Here is a 16,213-nt window from a genome sequence, read left to right on the forward strand (position 1 = left end):
CGGGGTTTTATTCATCGCCTCAAACCAGAGATCTCACTCCGGCGACGATAAAATCAGGCGTTTTTCAGCACTTCACTGACGATTTCAACCGCTTCTTTCTCAATAAGCAGGCGGTGTTCTTCGCCCAGGAAGCTTTCGCAATAGATTTTATAGGCATCTTCAGTACCGGACGGACGAGCAGCAAACCAGCCGTTTTTGGTCATCACTTTCAGTCCGCCGATGGATGCGCCGTTACCCGGCGCCGCCGTCAGACGATCGGTAATCGCATCGCCGGCCAGCGTATCCGCGCTCACCATTTCCGGCGACAGCTTAGACAATGCCGCTTTCTGTGCGGAGGTTGCCGCCGCCTGCAGGCGGTTATAGCTCGGCGCGCCGAAGCGAGCGGCCAGCTCGTCATAGTGCTGCTGCGGATTTTTACCGGTTACCGCCGTAATTTCCGCCGCCAGCAGACAGAGAATAATGCCGTCTTTATCGGTAGACCAGGGCGTGCCGTCAAAGCGCAGGAAAGAAGCGCCGGCGCTCTCTTCGCCACCAAACCCGAAGCTGCCGTCAAACAGGCCATCAACAAACCATTTAAAGCCAACCGGCACTTCCACCAGCTTGCGGCCAATATCATTAACCACCCGGTCGATCATCGCGCTGGAGACCAGGGTTTTACCTACGGCAACCTCTTTGCCCCACTGCGGACGATGCTGGAAAAGGTAGTTGATCGCCACGGCAAGATAGTGGTTAGGATTCATCAGGCCCGCCGGGGTAACGATACCGTGGCGGTCATAGTCCGGGTCATTACCGAATGCCAGATCAAACTTATCGCGCAGCGCCAGCAGGCCGGCCATGGCGCATTCTGAAGAGCAGTCCATACGCACCGCGCCGTCTTTATCCAGATGCATAAAGCGGAAAGTCTGGTCGATAGCGTCGTTTACGATAGTCAGGTTCAGCTTGTAATGCTCAGCGATACGCTGCCAGTAAGCCATACCCGAACCACCAAGCGGATCGACGCCAATGTTCAGATTCGCTTTCTGAATCGCGGCAAAATCGATAACCTGCGCCAACCCCTCGACGTAGGGCTGAATAAGATCCTGCTCAAGGATACGCCCACTTGCCCAGGCCTGATCGAGCGGCAGGCGTTTGACCTCTTTCAGCCCGCCGGCAATCAGCTGATTCGCCCGCTCTTCCACGACTTTCGTCACGTTGGTATCTGCCGGGCCGCCGTTTGGCGGATTGTATTTAATCCCGCCATCATCCGGCGGGTTATGAGATGGGGTGATGACAATCCCGTCAGCCTGCGCACCGCCGCGCTTATTGTGTTCAAGGATTGCATTTGAAATCGCGGGCGTCGGCGTGTAGCCATTTTCCTGCTGCACGATAACATCGACGCCGTTGGCGGCCAGCACTTCCAGCACCGAAATAATCGCCGGCTCGGAAAGGGCATGGGTATCTTTACCGACATAGCACGGGCCGGTAATGCCGTTCTTTTTGCGCTCTTCGGCTATCGCCTGAGCGATAGCAAGAATATGCACTTCATTAAAGCTATGACGGGCCGCACTGCCGCGATGGCCAGAAGTGCCAAATTTTACCGCGTGCTCTGCATTGCCGGTTTCCGGCTTCAGGACGTAGTACTGAGACGTTAACTGTGCAACGTTAATTAAATCGCTCTGCCGGGTCGGTTGACCGGCGCGTGGGTGGTTAGCCATTGACACGACTCCCTGAGACGCTTCATTAAATGGTGCCGCAAACGCGCTCTGCCAGCTCTGCCGGTAGCTGCATCGCCGACATAATATGTTCGACCATGCTGCGTTTACGACCTGTGTTGGTGTTGGTAATTACCCAGTACGGCGTGCCGGGAACGTGCTTCGGCTTGGTCTGGGCTCCATTCTGAAGCAACGTTTGCTCATCGCCGGCAAAATAAGTCCGCGTACGGCCATGCAGCGATTCAGTCGCTGCTTTAAACGCACTGGCGTCTAACGAATAGAGCGTCGAGAGGACCAGCATAAAGCGATTTACTGCTTTTTTCTGCTCGGCATACTCATCAGAAAGCAGCAGTTCACGCACAGCGCGAACGCGATCCTGGGGACGACTAACCGCCTTATCCGCCTCCTTGCTTAGATTCGCCACCTCCGCAGCAGGCGCGTTTGCGCTCCCGGGCGTAAATTTCAGCATACGCCGCAAAATATCCGAGGCGCTTTCGCCAATATGCTGGGTGTGGCTGGCAATATAGCGGTATAGATCTTCGTCGACTTCTATCGTTTTCATCTTTATCCAGTACGATTGTTGCTTCGCTCAACGCCAGTCCCGGCTGAAGCCAACAGCGATGCTTCAGCGTAAAGCGGCGCTAACGTGAGGATTATAAAGTTAAATCCTGCCGGGGTGTAGCATCACAACGCGTTGCAGGCAAAAGTCAGACTATGCCGCAAAGCAGAACAATACTTCCGATTCCCAACGGGCAGCGCAGATGGAAATCATGATAACCTAAGCGCTCCCGTTAGCCGTAAGAACTTTGTTATGAATTTGAACGCCCGCCTGTTAACTGAACAATCCCCAGCCCAACATCGTCCGCTGGTGCTTATCCACGGCCTGTTCGGCAACCTCGACAACCTCGGCGTTCTGGCGCGCGACATACAGCACCAGCGCCCGGTAATCATGGTTGATGTGCGCAATCACGGCCTCTCGCCGCGCAGCGACGAAATGGACTATACCGCGATGGCGGGCGATCTGATCGATACGCTTGATCGTCATAACCTTGAGCAGGTTGATGTTGTTGGCCACTCAATGGGAGGAAAAATCGCCATGGCGCTGACCGCCCTTGCGCCAGAGCGCATCGGCCAGCTGGCGGTAATGGATATTGCGCCGGTGGCTTATCAACAGCGTCATCACGATGACGTATTCGCCGCGCTGCGCGCCGTTACTCAAGCCGGCGTCACCACGCGCAGCGAAGCCAGCGCGATTATGCGTCACTCGGTTAATGAAGAGGGCGTTATCCAGTTTCTGCTGAAATCTTTCGAGCGCGGTGAGTGGCGCTTTAATGTCGAGGCGCTGTGGAATAATTACCCTACCCTCATCGGCTGGCAGCCGCTGCCTGCCTGGCATGGCCCGGCGCTTTTCATTCGCGGTGAACGCTCAGACTACCTTAAAGATGAATACCGCGATGCCCTGCTGGCGCAGTTTCCAGCGGCCAGGGCGCATGTCATCGCCGGGGCGGGTCACTGGGTTCACGCTGAAAAACCGCAGGCGGTATTAGCTGCGCTGCGACGCTTTTTTGCGCTTTAAAAAACAACGATTTCCCGATTGTTCTCTCTCCGCCGCCTGGGGTATGATGTCGCGCTAATTTTTCTGCCCCGGCGGCAGACTCCGCTAGTGGTTATGACTTCCAACCCCGAACAACGCTATGGCAAAAGAAAACACTGACCGCACGACAATCGATCTGTTTGCAGATGAGCGCCGTCCGGGACGACCGAAGACTAACCCGCTGTCCCGCGACGAGCAGTTACGCATTAACAAACGTAATCAGCTCAAGCGCGACAAGGTGCGTGGTTTACGTCGCGTCGAATTGAAACTGACGGCGGAAGCGGTCGATGCGCTGAACCAGCTGGCCGAATCCCGACAGATCAGCCGCAGCGAATTGATTGAAGAAATGCTGACGGCGCAGCTGGCTGACAGCGAAAAATAGACGGCGCAGAAGGCACAAAGCGACAAACCTGGCCGCATTACAGATTTATCCCCCTGACGCGCTCTGCTATTATTGGCTTTATCTATTTTTAAGGCAGTCGCCGTATCATTGAGTATCAAGAGGTTATCAGACACATGGCAATCGTAGGCATTTTCTTTGGCAGCGATACAGGCAATACTGAAAACATTGCAAAAATGATCCAAAAGCAGCTGGGTAAAGAGGTTGCAGAGGTTCACGATATCGCTAAAAGCAGCAAAGAAGATCTGGAGGCCTTTGATATTCTGCTACTGGGCATCCCCACCTGGTACTACGGCGAAGCCCAGTGCGACTGGGATGATTTCTTCCCCACGCTGGAAGAAGTTGACTTCACCGGCAAGCTCGTCGCGCTCTTTGGCTGCGGCGATCAGGAAGACTATGCAGAATATTTCTGCGATGCGATGGGAACTATTCGCGACATTATAGAACCTAATGGTGCAATCATTGTCGGCCACTGGCCTGTCGCTGGCTACCATTTTGAAGCCTCGAAGGGACTGGCGGATGACGATCATTTCATCGGTCTGGCGATCGATGAAGACCGCCAGCCGGAGCTGACGAATGAGCGTGTCGACAAGTGGGTCAAACAGCTGTATGAAGAACTGCAGCTGCAGTCTATTATCGAAGCCTGACCGCTCAGAGGTATGGATGTGGGATCGCTCTCACATCCCATTATTGGATTTTCCTATAGAAGTAATAGATACATTTTTGTAACTTTTACCTGCATAACTGTAAAATACCCATACTGGAAAAAAGTGTTCTCAGCGCCCGTTATTACCCCGGTCACGCTTGATGAGGCAGCAAAATGTCAAAGCAGCATGGTCGGGCGCGGCGTCAAGGCATCGCAAAAAAAACCTTACTCTTGTCAGAGGAATTGCCCCCCGGTCATTTTCATTTCACCTCATCGGTTCTATAATGAGACGCAATTTCGTTCGGCAGGACCAGTAATGCCAATTTACAGCCCTAAAATGAACTGAAAAGTAACAGGACAATATCCGCATGACTGACAACAACACCGCATTAAAGAAGGCCGGCCTGAAAGTCACACTTCCGCGACTGAAAATTCTGGAAGTGCTTCAGGAACCTGAGTCCCATCACGTCAGTGCGGAAGACTTGTATAAACGTCTGATTGACATGGGTGAAGAGATTGGACTGGCAACGGTTTATCGCGTGCTTAACCAGTTCGATGACGCAGGAATCGTCACCCGCCATAATTTTGAAGGCGGCAAATCCGTTTTTGAACTGACTCAGCAGCATCACCATGACCACCTCATCTGCCTTGACTGCGGTAAGGTGATTGAGTTCAGCGATGAATCAATTGAATCGCGCCAGCGTGAAATCGCTACGCGCCATGGCATTAAGCTAACCAACCACAGCCTTTATCTGTACGGCCACTGCGCCGAAGGCGACTGCCGCGAAGATGAATCGCTGCACGATCAGTAATTTTTTGCACAGTGTAAAAAACCGGCCCAGGCCGGTTTTTTTTATCGCGTTAAACTCTGCGCCACCTTATTTTTTAGCCGCGCGCTCGGCGCGCTGACGGCGCAGCTCTTTCGGGTCAGCAAGCAGCGGCCGGTAAATCTCCACCCGATCGCCGGCGTCCAGCGTATCAGTCAGCTTCACCGGGCGGCTAAAAACGCCCACTTTATTCTGACTAAGGTCAATCTCGGGCCGTAGTTCAAGGATGCCGGAGCGCTGGATTGCCTCGGCCACGGTGGCGCCCTGCGCCACTTTTACCGTATACAGATACTGTTTTTCCGGCAGGGCATAAACCACCTCAACGGCAATATCAGACACTGTAAACCTCTTTGGCACGCTGGGTAAATGCCTGCACCATGCTACCTGCCAGCTCCTTAAAGATGCGTCCGAAAGCCAGCTCGACCAGCATATTGGTGAATTCAAACTCAAGATTGAGCTCCACCTTGCAGGCATCCTCGCTCAGGGAAACGAAACGCCAGCCGCCGGTGAGCTTGCGAAAAGGCCCATCGACCAGCTGCATCTGAATACTTTGATTATCTACCAGCGTGTTGCGCGTTACGAAGGTTTTACTGATGCCGGCTTTTGAAACGTCCACCGCCGCTGTCATTTGCTGCTGACTGGCATCAAGCACGCGACTTCCGGTACAGCCCGGAAGGAACTGGGGATAGGAACCCACATCGTTAACCAGTTTATACATTTGTTCAGCGCTGTAAGGAACCAGTGCAGAACGACTAATCTGGGACATAACCATTCCTGTTGAACATTAATTGTAAAATAATACCATCGACCCGATGTAAACAAAAATTCCGCACCTGATGGAGCGTGCTAGAATACGCTGCTATCCCGCCCCGGTTGGTTCAGGGGATGCCATTTGAACCTGCTTCAGGTAGACTACGTTTCACTATGACAAAGAAAAAAGCACATAAACCCGGTTCAGCCACCATTGCTCTGAACAAACGCGCCCGCCATGAATATTTCATCGAAGAAGAGTTTGAAGCGGGGCTTTCGCTGCAAGGATGGGAAGTAAAATCATTACGCGCTGGCAAAGCAAATATTAGCGACAGCTACATCCTGCTGCGCGAAGGCGAAGCCTATCTTTTTGGCTCAACCTTCCAGCCGCTTTCGGTTGCCTCATCACATATCGTTTGTGACCCAACCCGCAGCCGTAAATTGCTGCTTAAGCAGCGCGAGCTGGATTCGCTTTACGGCCGCGTAAACCGCGAAGGCTATACCGTCGTCGCCCTGTCCATGTACTGGAAAAATGCATGGGCCAAACTGAAAATTGGCGTAGCGCGCGGTAAAAAAGAGCACGATAAGCGCGATGACATTAAAGATCGCGAGTGGAAGCTGGATAAAGCACGCATTATGAAGAACGCCAACCGCTAAGTCGCTGGCGTTGCCATATAGTTTTTTGCTATACTACTCGTCTACTTGGGGCTGATTCTGGATTCGACGGGATTTGCGAAGCCCAAGGAGCATGCCGAGGGGCGGTTTGCCTCGTAAAAAGCCGCAAAAAAATAGTCGCAAATAACGACGAATTTGCACCTGCTGCGCTCGCAGCTTAATCAGCCTAAGAAACTGAAGGTGTCCTCTCTCCCTAGCCTCCGCTCTTAGGACGGGGATCAAGAGAGGTCAAACCCAAAAGAGATCGCGTGGATGCCCTGCCTGGGGTTGAAGCGTTAAATCCAATCAGGCTAGTCAGTTAGTAGCGTGTCCGTCCGCAGCTAACCGGCAAATGTAAAGACTGGACTAAGCATGTAGTGCCGACGGTGTAGTAATTTCGGACGCGGGTTCAACTCCCGCCAGCTCCACCAAAATTCTCCATCGGTGATTACCAGAGTCATCCGATGAAGTCCTGAAAGCCCGCACGGCGCAAGCCCTGCGGGCTTTTTTGTGCCCTCAATTTGTCCCGCGAAGTCTGATGCCAACTAATTAAATCCGAACCTTTTAGGCCCATTGATAGGCCCAACGAAAAGCTCTATTGTTTTCGTTGGGCCTAAACGCATGGAGACTCCCCCATGGCAAGAAAAACCAAGCCGTTAACCGATACGGAAATCAAAGCCGCCAAACCTAAAGATGCCGATTACCAGCTGTATGATGGCGACGGGCTTACTCTATTAATCAAGTCCAGCGGTAGTAAGCTCTGGCAGTTCCGTTACTACCGGCCTCTAACCAAGCAGCGAACCAAACAGAGCTTCGGTGCCTCCCCTGCAGTCTCGCTTTCTGATGCACGTAAACTCAGAGCCGAATCTAAAGTTTTATTGGCGAAAGACATTGATCCCCAAGAACATCAGAAAGAACAGGTCAGAAATTCAGAAGAGGCCAAAATCAACACTTTCTTGTTAGTTGCCGAACGTTGGTGGAATGTGAAGAAAGCCAGCGTAACAGAGGACTATGCCGACGACATCTGGCCTTCGCGTTATCAGATCAAAAAAACCGAAAATCTCCTTATGAACAGGATGCAGCCAGAGAAGCTGGATAAAATAGGATAAAACATGGCTATGTTTACCCGCTCCCTGGCAAAATGTATTATTCCCTGTATAGGCAGCAACGGACGATAAGACAAGGAATGTATCACGATGGCCGCACTACAGCTTCCCTGCACCATATTCAAAACCCAAAACTGGATGGACGATTATAGCGCCAGAGATATGCGCTACGGGGATCTAACTGAAATACAGTTAAAAACACATTACGGGTTGAATTACATTTCTGATCGAGCTGATCCCTGGACATTGACCAAGCATTCTGCCTTTGATAATCCACGCTCCATGTTCTGCTGTAGTATGCGTCCGGCAGGCGATAAGATTACTCGAGAGCAGTGCGCCACTATCCTGTTTGATGAATTCCGCATGTTATCCCGTCAGTTTTCGCTGTATGGGCCATACCGATATTTGATCGAAAAGATGATCACTCATATGCAGTATCGCAACGGTGCACCCTTCCGGGATATATCGCTGGACAGAGCGTTGAAGGAGCAAATAGTTAGAGATACTTCCAGTGAAAACAGTACACGTTTGCGATTAGATAAAGCCTTTAATACGTTTATTGACTGGGATAATAAAAATTACCCTATGAAAAATAAAGATGACTTACGTAAAGCGATAGCTTTCGGGAAACTCCCTAAATTTGACAGGCTCAAAGATAATTTTAACGGCATGGGCATAACTGTTCACGATACATGGGCAACCCACATTACTTTAAAGACTTTACAGATCGATAATGAGCGCTACCGGGCAGTAGTACATTATAAAGTACAAGACCACTTTGGTTTGGATGATGATGACATTTTAAAAGAGAAATTTCGCACTTTTAATTTCTTCCGCATCTGGTTTTTGCTCCAGCGGTACAAGTTATTTGGCTACAAGCCTTTTATGACCAATATGGAAGCGACAGTGGAAATAACAGGAGGACGTCACGATGTGTAAAAATAAGAAGGTTATTTTTTATCTGTTGCTCTTCTTTTGTATAGCTCTGAGCTACATTCTCTGGCTAACATTACGTCCAGTAAGAATTGTGGAAGTTCATAAAGACGGTAACTATAGCTCTGTTTTAGTAAAGAATTTCCCGATTACGGACAAAGGAAAAATAGAATGGTGGTTTAAAAACAAAGACATGCTTAAAAAAAAATATGGCATCCCAACACCAGATAGCGATGGCTTTTTTGAAGTTATTTTTTGGTATTTTGGCGATGGATATAAAGAGACCGATGGCTATGATTATTTATGTTTTGGCGATATGAAGCCGCCGATAAATTGCATTGAAAAAGATAAGGCCTTCACTGTCTGGAATGACAGGAGTAAACATATACTTTTTGGCGTTAATGATGGGTTCTATCGTACAAAGGAAAATGGTGAAATGGTGAAAATCAAAGACAAATAATTACCTCACCTCTCGCGTAGAGACTGCAACAAAATCATTCTCCTGTCCGGCCTACACCAGCATTGATCTCTTCCCTTTAAGCCGTTCATGACCAATATGGAAGCCACCATAGAAATTGCTGGAGGACGCGATGACAGTAAAAAATAAAAAAATCTTGATTTTGGTTTTCCTGACTGGCTGTGTTCTGCTGGGTTACTGGCTTTGGATATCACTGCGCCCGGTAAAGGTTGTTGCGGTTCATGACAACGGTAATCATAGCTATGTTTTAGTCAAGAGTTTCCCTCTGACAGATAAGGGGAAAATAAACTGGTGGCTAAAAAATAAAGATATACTGAAAGAAAAATATGACATCCCTCAACCAAAAAAAGATGGTAATTTTACTGTGATTTTCTGGTTATTCGGCGATGGCTATAAAGAAACAGATGGTTATGACAGGCTATGCTTTGATGATATGCCACCACCGCTAAACTGTATTGATAAAGATGCTGTTTTCTCTGTCAGTAATAGCAAGAATTTAGGCACAATCTTTACAACGTATGATGGTAAATATCAGCCACAAAAAAACGGCGATATAGTTAGGTTCACAGATGAATTTGAGTTTAAATAATCCCCTATCTGAAATGTAGCAAAATCCCCAAGAGGCTATCTTGACTGAGAGAAAAGCGGTAACGCCTAACTAACCGCCTGCCTCAACTTCTTGTCGGTGAAATTACCCCTGAATTTTTTAGACTTGACGCCATGAAGTGGTTTACTGAATTTGGCCACCTGAATAGAGGTGATATGATCACCTCAGAACAACACAGGTGTCCCAATGAAAAGAAGAAATTTTAGTCCTGAATTCAAACGTGAATCCGCTCAGCTGGTTGTCGATCAAAACTACACTGTCTCAGATGCCGCTAAGGCTATGGATGTCGGTCTTTCCACGATGACGAAATGGGTCAAGCAACTGCGTGAAGAGCGTCAGGGCAAAACACCAAAAGCCTCTCCGATAACACCGGAACAAATCGAAATACGCGAGCGGAAGAAAAAGCTGCAACGTATTGAAATGGAAAACGAAATATTAAAAAAGGCTACCGCGCTCTTGATGTCAGACTCCCTGAACAGTTCTCGTTAATCGGGAAGCTCAGAGCGCGTTACCCTGTGGTCATTCTCTGCCACGTGTTCGGGGTTCATCGCAGCAGCGACAAATACTGGAAAAAACGCCCTGAAAAACCAGACGGAAAACGGGCAGTATTGCGCAGTCAGGTACTTGAGCTACATAGCATCAGTCAGGGTTCGGCCGGAGCAAGAAGCATCGCCACAATGGCAACCCACAGAGGCTACCAGATGGGGCGCTGGCTTGCTGGCAGGCTAATGAAAGAGTTGGGGCTGGTCAGTTGTCAGCAGCCGGCTCATCGGTATAAACGTGGTGGTTATGAGCACGTCGCTATCCCAAATCACCCTGAGCGGCAGTTCTCAGTGACAGAGCCAAACCAGGTGTGGTGCGGTGATGTGACCTATATCTGGACAGGTAAGCGTTGGGCGTACCTCGCCGTTGTTCTCGACTTATTCGCAAGAAAACCAGTGGGCTGGGCAATGTCGTTCTCGCCGGACAGCAGACTCACCATGAAGGCGCTGGAAATGGCATGGGAAACGCGCGGTAAGCCCGTTGGAGTGATGTTCCACAGTGACCAGGGCAGTCATTATACGAGCAGGCAGTTCCGGCAGTTACTGTGGCGATAGCGGATCAAACAAAGTATGAGTCGTCGCGGAAACTGCTGGGATAACAGTCCAATGGAACGCTTCTTCCGGAGTCTGAAGAACGAATGGGTGCCAGTGATGGGTTACGTAAGCTTCAGCGATGCAACTCACGCCATAACGAACTATATCGTTAGATATTACAGCGCGCTCAGACCGCATGAATATAACGGTGGGTTACCACCAAACGAATCGAAAAACCGATACTGGAAAAACTCTAAAACCGTGGCCAGTTTTTGTTGACCGCTTCAGTGTAGCTTCTAACCCTTGCGAGTAATCCATCCTCACTCCACCTGGCTAATATACTGCTGCATTCCTTCAGCCAAAATATCGAAGACGGCTTTGCAGCAACGACTATTGCGCAGGTCTTCATGCATAACCACCCACGTATCAAGATAGTAAGAGAAGTAATCGGCGAGTAGCCTCTGCAGCGGAATATATCGATTGGCAAGCTGTAACTGGCATATGCCAATACCTGCACCGGCGCGAATCAAATTCAATTGCGCCACGTCGCTGTCGGTGTGCAGGGAAAAGATATCACGGGTTAACAGGGGATAGCGCTGCTGTGCCTCACGGATATAGGGCGTGTCCTGATCAAATCCCACCAGTGAATGCGCCCGCAGATCTTCAGGCGTTTCAGGCGAACCATGCCGGGCAAGATATGCAGCCGACGCGTATATGCCAAGCTCAATACTGCCAATACGGCGCGCGATTAATTGCTCCTGCTGCGGCGCTGTCATGCGTATCGCAATATCGGCTTCCCTGTGCAGCAAATCCTGCAGTCGGTTAGATAAAACTAATTCAATCACAATCTGCGGATAAGCTTCCCTGATTCGGGCGATAAGAGACGGCAGTACCTCGATGCCAATAACTTCGCTGGCAGCGACACGGACGACGCCACGCAGGGTTGTGCCGTTGCGACTAAAGTTGGTGGCGGTACGCGTCAATGCACTGGCGGTGCTTTCCATCGTTTCAGCGAGTCCCCGTAACGCCAGCGCTGCATCGGTAGCCAGCAAGCCAGTCTGAGAGCGGGTAAACAATACCTGATCCAGCGCGGACTCCAGCGCGGCGATATGACGTCCGGCGGTGGGTTGTGTAATTGCAAGCACGCGTGATGCGCCGGAGAGCGATCCCTCTCTTAGCACAGCCAGAAATGTTCGGTACCACTCCCAGGGAATCGGTTTTGACATACAAATTTGTATAGATGATAGGTTATGATATGCAATTCCATTTAGCACTAGCTGTACGTAGCCTGTCAAGCCGCAATCAGCACAGGGCTAATAAAGATGGAAACCAAAGGCAAGGTTTTAATTCTCGGCGCCACGGGCGGCATTGGCAGCGAAACTGCACGCCGGCTGATAGAGGAAAAGTGGGATGTTCGGGCACTAAAACGTGGGTTACAAGGCAGTGAACAGCGGAATGGTATTCAATGGACACCGGGCGATGTGCTCGATCCGGAACAGGTCAAGGCAGCGGCGTCGGGCTGTGATGTGATTGTTCATGCGGTCAACCCGCCAGGCTACCGGAACTGGAAAGGCTTGGTGTTGCCTATGGTGCGTAACACCATTAAGGCAGCCGAGCAAAATAACGCCCTGATTGTTCTTCCCGGCACGCTGTATAACTATGGTCCGGACGCCTTTCCGCTGATACGAGAAAACGCCCGACAAAGGCCGCTGACAAGAAAAGGCGCGATACGCGTTGAAATGGAGCAGGAGCTGGCAGCCTGGTCACAGCGGGGTGGGCGGGTATTAATCGTCCGTGCGGGTGATTTTTTTGGCCCCCATGCCGGCAATAACTGGTTTTCACAAGGATTGGTCAAGCCCGGCAGCCTGCCGACTGTGATTAACAATCCAGGTACGCCCGGCATTGGCCATCAGTGGGCCTATCTGCCTGATATGGCAGCAACGGTCGCGGCCCTGCTCGCCCGACGCGACGAGCTTGAACCTTTTGCCTGCTTCCAAATGCAAGGTCATTGGGATCCTGACGGCAGCACAATGTCCCGTGCGATTCAGCGCACCGTAGCCAGTTATGGCGGTGCGGCAAAAATACAGTCATTTCCCTGGTGGCTCACGTATCTGGCCGCGCCTTTCAGTACAACCCTGCGCGAGATTTTGGAAATGCGCTATCTGTGGCGTCAGCCGGTACGCATGGATAACACCAAGCTCGTGACGTTCTTAGGCGCAGAGCCGCATACTCCGCTGGATGAAGCCATCGAGACAACGCTGCAGGGGTTAGGCTGCATCCGGCATGCAGCGAGGCCGCGTCCACCACTGGCGGGCAGCCGGTAAATAATAAAGCGCCGCCGACCACCCCAAACCTAATAACTCAGCACGCCGGCCCAGGCTGAAATAAACAGGCACAGCGCCATCAGGCGTTGAAAAATAAGCAGGGTTCTGGCGGTGCGGAACAATTTATTTACCACTTTCCCCAACCAGGCCCAGCAGGACAGGCAAACCAGCGAGATCAGGAAAAACCAGAGCGCCATTAATGCAATATCCTGCAGCGTATGGTTTCCGCCAGGGGCAAATACGCCGATCACGGCCAGCGTCATCATCCACGTTTTTGGGTTAACCGCCTGCAGCAGCGCGGCGGCGCGTGTGGAGAACGGTTTATGGGAGCGGGTGGTTAAATTTGCCGCCGGCGCCTTAAAGAGTTGCCAGCTCATCCAGCTTAGCCACAGCACTCCTGCCCAGCTCATTACCCTACGTACCAGCGGGTGGTGTTGCAGCACTTCTCCGACGCCGGCGCCGGAGAGCAGAACAATCAGGCTTGCCGCCAGGCAGGCGCTGAATACCGCCGGCAGGGTCCGCTTGACGCCATAGCGCTGGCTATTGGCGAGAATAAGGATATTGGTCGGCCCCGGCGTAATCGAGGCGACAAACGAGAACAGCAAAAACGGCATCAGGCTCACAGCAGGCTCCTTTATTTATTCCCTCCACTGTGCCGTGCGTTTTGCTAATTATCTGGAAGATTTGTGCAGGCAGGCGAACGGCTGGCGGTTCGCCTGCACATAAGTGAAATTATCGCGCGCTGGCGCCCGGCAGGATGGCGTCAGCGATCACCTGAAACAGCCGGTCACTGCGCGGGGCGTGGGAGGGCTGGTCGCGCAGCCAGGCCAGCGCGGCAATCAGGTCGAATAGTTCCGAGCCGTTAAGATCTTGCCGGGCCAGCCCCTGCTCCTGAGCACGCAGAAGGAGCGAAGCCCCCGCCGCACGCAGCGTTACGCAAGAGCTATGCAGCGCCGAGTCATGATCTTCAATCGCACTCATCATCAGAGCGATAACGCCGCGATGCTGGTGCGTAAACAGAATAATTTCCTGTAGCCAACAGGTCAGGGCTTCTCCCGCTTGCGCGGCGGACTCGAGCTCCCTTGCTTTCGCTGCCAGCGCATCAAAGCTGGTGCGCAGCAAAGCTTCAAGCAACGCTTCGCGGTTGGGGAAATGCCGGTACAGCGTACCGAGACCGACCTCAGCTTTACGGGCTACATCGCGCAGTGATGCCCCGGCCCCCTGCTGGGCAAACACTTCTCGCGCGGTAATAAGTAAATGCTCGTAGTTTTTTTTAGCGTCGACTCTCATAAGCCTCCTTGACAAAAAGGAGCAGCGCTCCGTATATTGTGGAGCACTGCTCCGAACATAGTAAACTTTTTTAGTTAGTGGAGAAAGCCATGAGGGTAAAAACGATGAAAGCAATCCGCCAGCATGCATTCGGTGCTCCTGAAGTACTTTGCTATGAAGATGCACCCCGGCCAGAAATAAAAGCTGGTGAAGTGCTGATCGAGGTTCATGCGGCAGGCATTAATCCCCCTGACTGGTATCTGCGCGAAGGCTACAACATGCTGCCGGCGGAATGGCAGCCCAGGGTCACTTTTCCCTTTATTCCGGGCACGGATGTATCGGGCGTTATCGTTGCAGTTGCTGACGATGTTAACGGTTTTCATATCGGCGACGAGGTCTATGCCATGGTGCGCTTTCCCACAGGCCTTGCCGGCGAAAGTAGCGCCTATGCCGAATATGTTAACGTCCCGGCCACGGAGATAGCCCATAAGCCCGCCAGTCTCGATCATATTCACGCCGCCGGCGCGCCGATGTCGCTGCTTACGGCCTGGCAGTTTCTGGTCGATATCGGACATAGCGAACAAAATCCACTCCAGCCTGCTCAGCATCAGCCGGTGCCGCTGGCGGGTAAAACGGTGGTGATTAACGGCGCCGCTGGCGGCGTAGGCCACTTTGCCGTTCAGGTGGCGAAATTAAAGGGCGCGCGCACCCTGGCTATTGCCTCAGGCAGGCATGAAGCGCTGTTAAAAGAGCTCGGCGCCGATCAATTCTTTGATTACCAAACAACCCAGCCGGTAGAGGTGATTCGCGATGCCGATCTGGTACTCGATGCGGTAGGCGGTCAGGCTACGGCGCGCTTTTTGCCAACGCTGAGACCCGGCGGCGCCCTGTTTCCCATTTTCCCACTGGGATTTTCCGCGGCCAGCGAGGCCGAAAAGTTGGCGGTTACGGTTTCGGCAACCCAGGTACGTTCCAATGGGGCCCAGCTGGCCGAGCTAGGTCGCTTGCTGGAGACGGGAAAACTGCGCGTCATCGTAGACAGTATCTATCCACTCTGCGCCGCCCGACAGGCGCATCAACGCGCGGCGCAGGGCCATATTCAGGGAAAAATTGTTCTCAGGGTTCGCTAAGCACAAACGGCGGCTCGGCCGGTGCGCTGCACACCAGGCATCTGCCCAACTCGCAGCAATATTTCAGGCTTATACTGTTTGCTGTAGGATATCGCCCTGCTTTATGGCAGTTAAATTATCACCGGACCTAAAGCGCCAGCGCTGACCGGCGCGAAGGTTTGCCGGGCGGATCGGCTGCCGGCGGGCTTTATTTGCCTTAGGGAAAAACGCAGGCAAGTTGGCGTTATACGGAACGCGATGATTCATTTACGGTTTATTCTTAAAGCACGAAGCTTTTTGCTGTACTACGCTTGTTATGCTGATAAAGCGAATACCGTTTAATGAGGATATTATGAAAAAAACAGTGATGACACTTTCTGCAATTCTGCTGGCAGCCCCGGTTTTTGCCGCTACCACACATGCGACTGATGACACCGTTGCCGCTGCCCACAAAGGTGAAAACACCGCCAAGGAGAAGCTGCATCAAGCCCAGGATAAAGGAAGCGAGCTGAAGCTCAAATCCAAGCATGCGGCTGAAGGTAAAAGCAACAGTACCAGCAGCAAGGTGAGTGAAGGCTCGCAAAAAGCCTGGAACAAAACCAAGCAGGGCACTGAAAAAGGTTGGGATGCAACCAAAGAAGGTACTGAAAAAGGCTGGAACAAAACCAAAGAAGGTGCGCAGTCTTTGAAGAAAAAAGTCAGTGAATAATGCCTGACTCGCTTTGCAGAAAAGCCGCCATTGCGGCTTT

The 16,213-nt window shown here is 51.7% G+C and carries 18 protein-coding genes, 1 other RNA gene and 2 pseudogenes; 14 read left to right on the forward strand and 7 right to left on the reverse strand.

What is annotated here, in order from left to right; translation table 11 throughout:
- Positions 1-53: 53 nt before the first annotated feature.
- Both pgm and seqA read right to left on the reverse strand, forming a co-directional pair.
- A complete protein-coding gene (gene pgm, locus BTJ39_RS16375; protein ID WP_078003765.1) occupies positions 54-1,694 on the reverse strand; it encodes a phosphoglucomutase (alpha-D-glucose-1,6-bisphosphate-dependent) in 1,641 nt (546 codons plus the stop codon).
- 25 nt (positions 1,695-1,719) lie between these two features.
- On the reverse strand, positions 1,720-2,253 hold the full coding sequence (gene seqA / locus BTJ39_RS16380) for a replication initiation negative regulator SeqA (protein WP_078003766.1): 534 nt from the start codon (positions 2,251-2,253) through the stop codon (positions 1,720-1,722).
- A 249-nt stretch (positions 2,254-2,502) separates the two neighbouring features.
- On the opposite strand from seqA, the gene ybfF reads away from it, so the two are divergent.
- The 4 genes from ybfF to fur all read left to right on the forward strand — a co-directional run bounded on the left by ybfF (position 2,503) and on the right by fur (position 5,143).
- Positions 2,503-3,267 carry an esterase gene (gene ybfF / locus BTJ39_RS16385; RefSeq protein WP_078003767.1) on the forward strand — a complete coding sequence of 255 codons (765 nt, stop codon included), beginning with the start codon at positions 2,503-2,505 and terminating at the stop codon, positions 3,265-3,267.
- Between the two features lie 118 nt (positions 3,268-3,385).
- A complete protein-coding gene (gene ybfE / locus BTJ39_RS16390) occupies positions 3,386-3,667 on the forward strand; it encodes a LexA regulated protein (protein ID WP_078003768.1) in 282 nt (93 codons plus the stop codon).
- Between the two features lie 134 nt (positions 3,668-3,801).
- Positions 3,802-4,332 carry a flavodoxin FldA gene (gene fldA, locus BTJ39_RS16395; RefSeq protein WP_078003769.1) on the forward strand — a complete coding sequence of 177 codons (531 nt, stop codon included), beginning with the start codon at positions 3,802-3,804 and terminating at the stop codon, positions 4,330-4,332.
- A gap of 367 nt (positions 4,333-4,699) precedes the next feature.
- Entirely contained in the window at positions 4,700-5,143 is a 444-nt protein-coding gene (fur, locus tag BTJ39_RS16400; protein WP_078003770.1) for a ferric iron uptake transcriptional regulator, read from the forward strand.
- Between the two features lie 66 nt (positions 5,144-5,209).
- On the opposite strand, the gene BTJ39_RS16405 is transcribed toward fur, so the two are convergent.
- Both BTJ39_RS16405 and BTJ39_RS16410 read right to left on the reverse strand, forming a co-directional pair.
- A complete protein-coding gene (locus BTJ39_RS16405) occupies positions 5,210-5,497 on the reverse strand; it encodes an RnfH family protein (RefSeq protein WP_078003771.1) in 288 nt (95 codons plus the stop codon).
- A complete protein-coding gene (locus BTJ39_RS16410) occupies positions 5,490-5,924 on the reverse strand; it encodes a type II toxin-antitoxin system RatA family toxin (protein ID WP_078003772.1) in 435 nt (144 codons plus the stop codon). Before BTJ39_RS16410 ends, BTJ39_RS16405 begins: the two co-directional genes overlap by 8 nt.
- 158 nt (positions 5,925-6,082) lie before the next feature.
- Between BTJ39_RS16410 and smpB the strand changes: the two genes are divergently transcribed.
- The 7 genes and pseudogenes from smpB (at position 6,083) to BTJ39_RS16445 (ending at position 11,041) form a co-directional block, all read left to right on the forward strand.
- The gene (gene smpB / locus BTJ39_RS16415; RefSeq protein ID WP_078003773.1) at positions 6,083-6,565 is read left to right on the forward strand and encodes an SsrA-binding protein SmpB; all 483 of its coding nucleotides are present in this window, start codon (positions 6,083-6,085) and stop codon (positions 6,563-6,565) included.
- Between the two features lie 47 nt (positions 6,566-6,612).
- Positions 6,613-6,993, forward strand: a transfer-messenger RNA (tmRNA) gene (gene ssrA, locus BTJ39_RS16420).
- Positions 6,994-7,197: 204 nt separating this feature from the next.
- Positions 7,198-7,596, forward strand: a pseudogene (locus BTJ39_RS16425) (integrase arm-type DNA-binding domain-containing protein); the annotation flags it as partial.
- Between the two features lie 162 nt (positions 7,597-7,758).
- Positions 7,759-8,607, forward strand: a complete 849-nt coding sequence (locus BTJ39_RS16430) for a YPO3983 family protein (protein ID WP_078003774.1) — start codon at positions 7,759-7,761, stop codon at positions 8,605-8,607.
- Positions 8,600-9,061: a DUF943 family protein gene (locus tag BTJ39_RS16435; RefSeq protein WP_078003775.1), complete on the forward strand. Its 462-nt coding sequence runs from the start codon at positions 8,600-8,602 to the stop codon at positions 9,059-9,061. The genes BTJ39_RS16430 and BTJ39_RS16435 overlap by 8 nt, the downstream gene beginning before the upstream one ends.
- Positions 9,062-9,191: 130 nt before the next feature.
- Positions 9,192-9,668, forward strand: coding sequence for a DUF943 family protein (locus BTJ39_RS16440; RefSeq protein WP_078003776.1), 477 nt, complete (start codon positions 9,192-9,194; stop codon positions 9,666-9,668).
- Between the two features lie 204 nt (positions 9,669-9,872).
- Positions 9,873-11,041, forward strand: a pseudogene (locus BTJ39_RS16445) (IS3 family transposase).
- Positions 11,042-11,082: 41 nt separating this feature from the next.
- Here BTJ39_RS16445 and BTJ39_RS16450 read toward each other — a convergent pair.
- Positions 11,083-11,988: a LysR family transcriptional regulator gene (locus tag BTJ39_RS16450; protein ID WP_078003777.1), complete on the reverse strand. Its 906-nt coding sequence runs from the start codon at positions 11,986-11,988 to the stop codon at positions 11,083-11,085.
- 96 nt (positions 11,989-12,084) lie between these two features.
- Between BTJ39_RS16450 and BTJ39_RS16455 the strand changes: the two genes are divergently transcribed.
- On the forward strand, positions 12,085-13,086 hold the full coding sequence (locus BTJ39_RS16455; protein WP_078003778.1) for an NAD-dependent epimerase/dehydratase family protein: 1,002 nt from the start codon (positions 12,085-12,087) through the stop codon (positions 13,084-13,086).
- 29 nt (positions 13,087-13,115) lie between these two features.
- Here BTJ39_RS16455 and BTJ39_RS16460 read toward each other — a convergent pair whose 3' ends face one another.
- Together BTJ39_RS16460 and BTJ39_RS16465 are read right to left on the reverse strand one after the other, a co-directional pair.
- Positions 13,116-13,709 (reverse strand): LysE family translocator, encoded by a 594-nt coding sequence (locus BTJ39_RS16460; RefSeq protein WP_078003779.1) that lies wholly within the window; start codon positions 13,707-13,709, stop codon positions 13,116-13,118.
- 109 nt (positions 13,710-13,818) lie between these two features.
- Positions 13,819-14,376 (reverse strand): TetR/AcrR family transcriptional regulator, encoded by a 558-nt coding sequence (locus BTJ39_RS16465; protein WP_078003780.1) that lies wholly within the window; start codon positions 14,374-14,376, stop codon positions 13,819-13,821.
- An 89-nt stretch (positions 14,377-14,465) separates the two neighbouring features.
- On the opposite strand from BTJ39_RS16465, the gene BTJ39_RS16470 reads away from it, so the two are divergent.
- Both BTJ39_RS16470 and BTJ39_RS16475 read left to right on the forward strand, forming a co-directional pair.
- Positions 14,466-15,485 carry an NADP-dependent oxidoreductase gene (locus BTJ39_RS16470; protein WP_078003781.1) on the forward strand — a complete coding sequence of 340 codons (1,020 nt, stop codon included), beginning with the start codon at positions 14,466-14,468 and terminating at the stop codon, positions 15,483-15,485.
- Between the two features lie 331 nt (positions 15,486-15,816).
- Positions 15,817-16,173, forward strand: coding sequence for a hypothetical protein (locus BTJ39_RS16475; RefSeq protein WP_078003814.1), 357 nt, complete (start codon positions 15,817-15,819; stop codon positions 16,171-16,173).
- Positions 16,174-16,213 lie beyond the last annotated feature (40 nt).

The sequence above is a fragment of the Izhakiella australiensis genome (assembly GCF_002006995.1).
GTDB lineage: Bacteria > Pseudomonadota > Gammaproteobacteria > Enterobacterales > Enterobacteriaceae > Izhakiella > Izhakiella australiensis.

Excerpts from the sequence above, each read along its gene's own strand:
- pgm (WP_078003765.1), bottom strand. The coding sequence starts at position 1,694 with ATGGCTAACCACCCACGCGCCGGTCAACCGACCCGGCAGAGCGATTTA.
- seqA (WP_078003766.1), bottom strand. The coding sequence starts at position 2,253 with ATGAAAACGATAGAAGTCGACGAAGATCTATACCGCTATATTGCCAGC.
- ybfF (WP_078003767.1), top strand. The coding sequence starts at position 2,503 with ATGAATTTGAACGCCCGCCTGTTAACTGAACAATCCCCAGCCCAACAT.
- ybfE (WP_078003768.1), top strand. The coding sequence starts at position 3,386 with ATGGCAAAAGAAAACACTGACCGCACGACAATCGATCTGTTTGCAGAT.
- fldA (WP_078003769.1), top strand. The coding sequence starts at position 3,802 with ATGGCAATCGTAGGCATTTTCTTTGGCAGCGATACAGGCAATACTGAA.
- fur (WP_078003770.1), top strand. The coding sequence starts at position 4,700 with ATGACTGACAACAACACCGCATTAAAGAAGGCCGGCCTGAAAGTCACA.
- BTJ39_RS16410 (WP_078003772.1), bottom strand. The coding sequence starts at position 5,924 with ATGTCCCAGATTAGTCGTTCTGCACTGGTTCCTTACAGCGCTGAACAA.
- smpB (WP_078003773.1), top strand. The coding sequence starts at position 6,083 with ATGACAAAGAAAAAAGCACATAAACCCGGTTCAGCCACCATTGCTCTG.
- BTJ39_RS16430 (WP_078003774.1), top strand. The coding sequence starts at position 7,759 with ATGGCCGCACTACAGCTTCCCTGCACCATATTCAAAACCCAAAACTGG.
- BTJ39_RS16435 (WP_078003775.1), top strand. The coding sequence starts at position 8,600 with ATGTGTAAAAATAAGAAGGTTATTTTTTATCTGTTGCTCTTCTTTTGT.
- BTJ39_RS16440 (WP_078003776.1), top strand. The coding sequence starts at position 9,192 with ATGACAGTAAAAAATAAAAAAATCTTGATTTTGGTTTTCCTGACTGGC.
- BTJ39_RS16450 (WP_078003777.1), bottom strand. The coding sequence starts at position 11,988 with ATGTCAAAACCGATTCCCTGGGAGTGGTACCGAACATTTCTGGCTGTG.
- BTJ39_RS16455 (WP_078003778.1), top strand. The coding sequence starts at position 12,085 with ATGGAAACCAAAGGCAAGGTTTTAATTCTCGGCGCCACGGGCGGCATT.
- BTJ39_RS16465 (WP_078003780.1), bottom strand. The coding sequence starts at position 14,376 with ATGAGAGTCGACGCTAAAAAAAACTACGAGCATTTACTTATTACCGCG.
- BTJ39_RS16470 (WP_078003781.1), top strand. The coding sequence starts at position 14,466 with ATGAGGGTAAAAACGATGAAAGCAATCCGCCAGCATGCATTCGGTGCT.
- BTJ39_RS16475 (WP_078003814.1), top strand. The coding sequence starts at position 15,817 with ATGAAAAAAACAGTGATGACACTTTCTGCAATTCTGCTGGCAGCCCCG.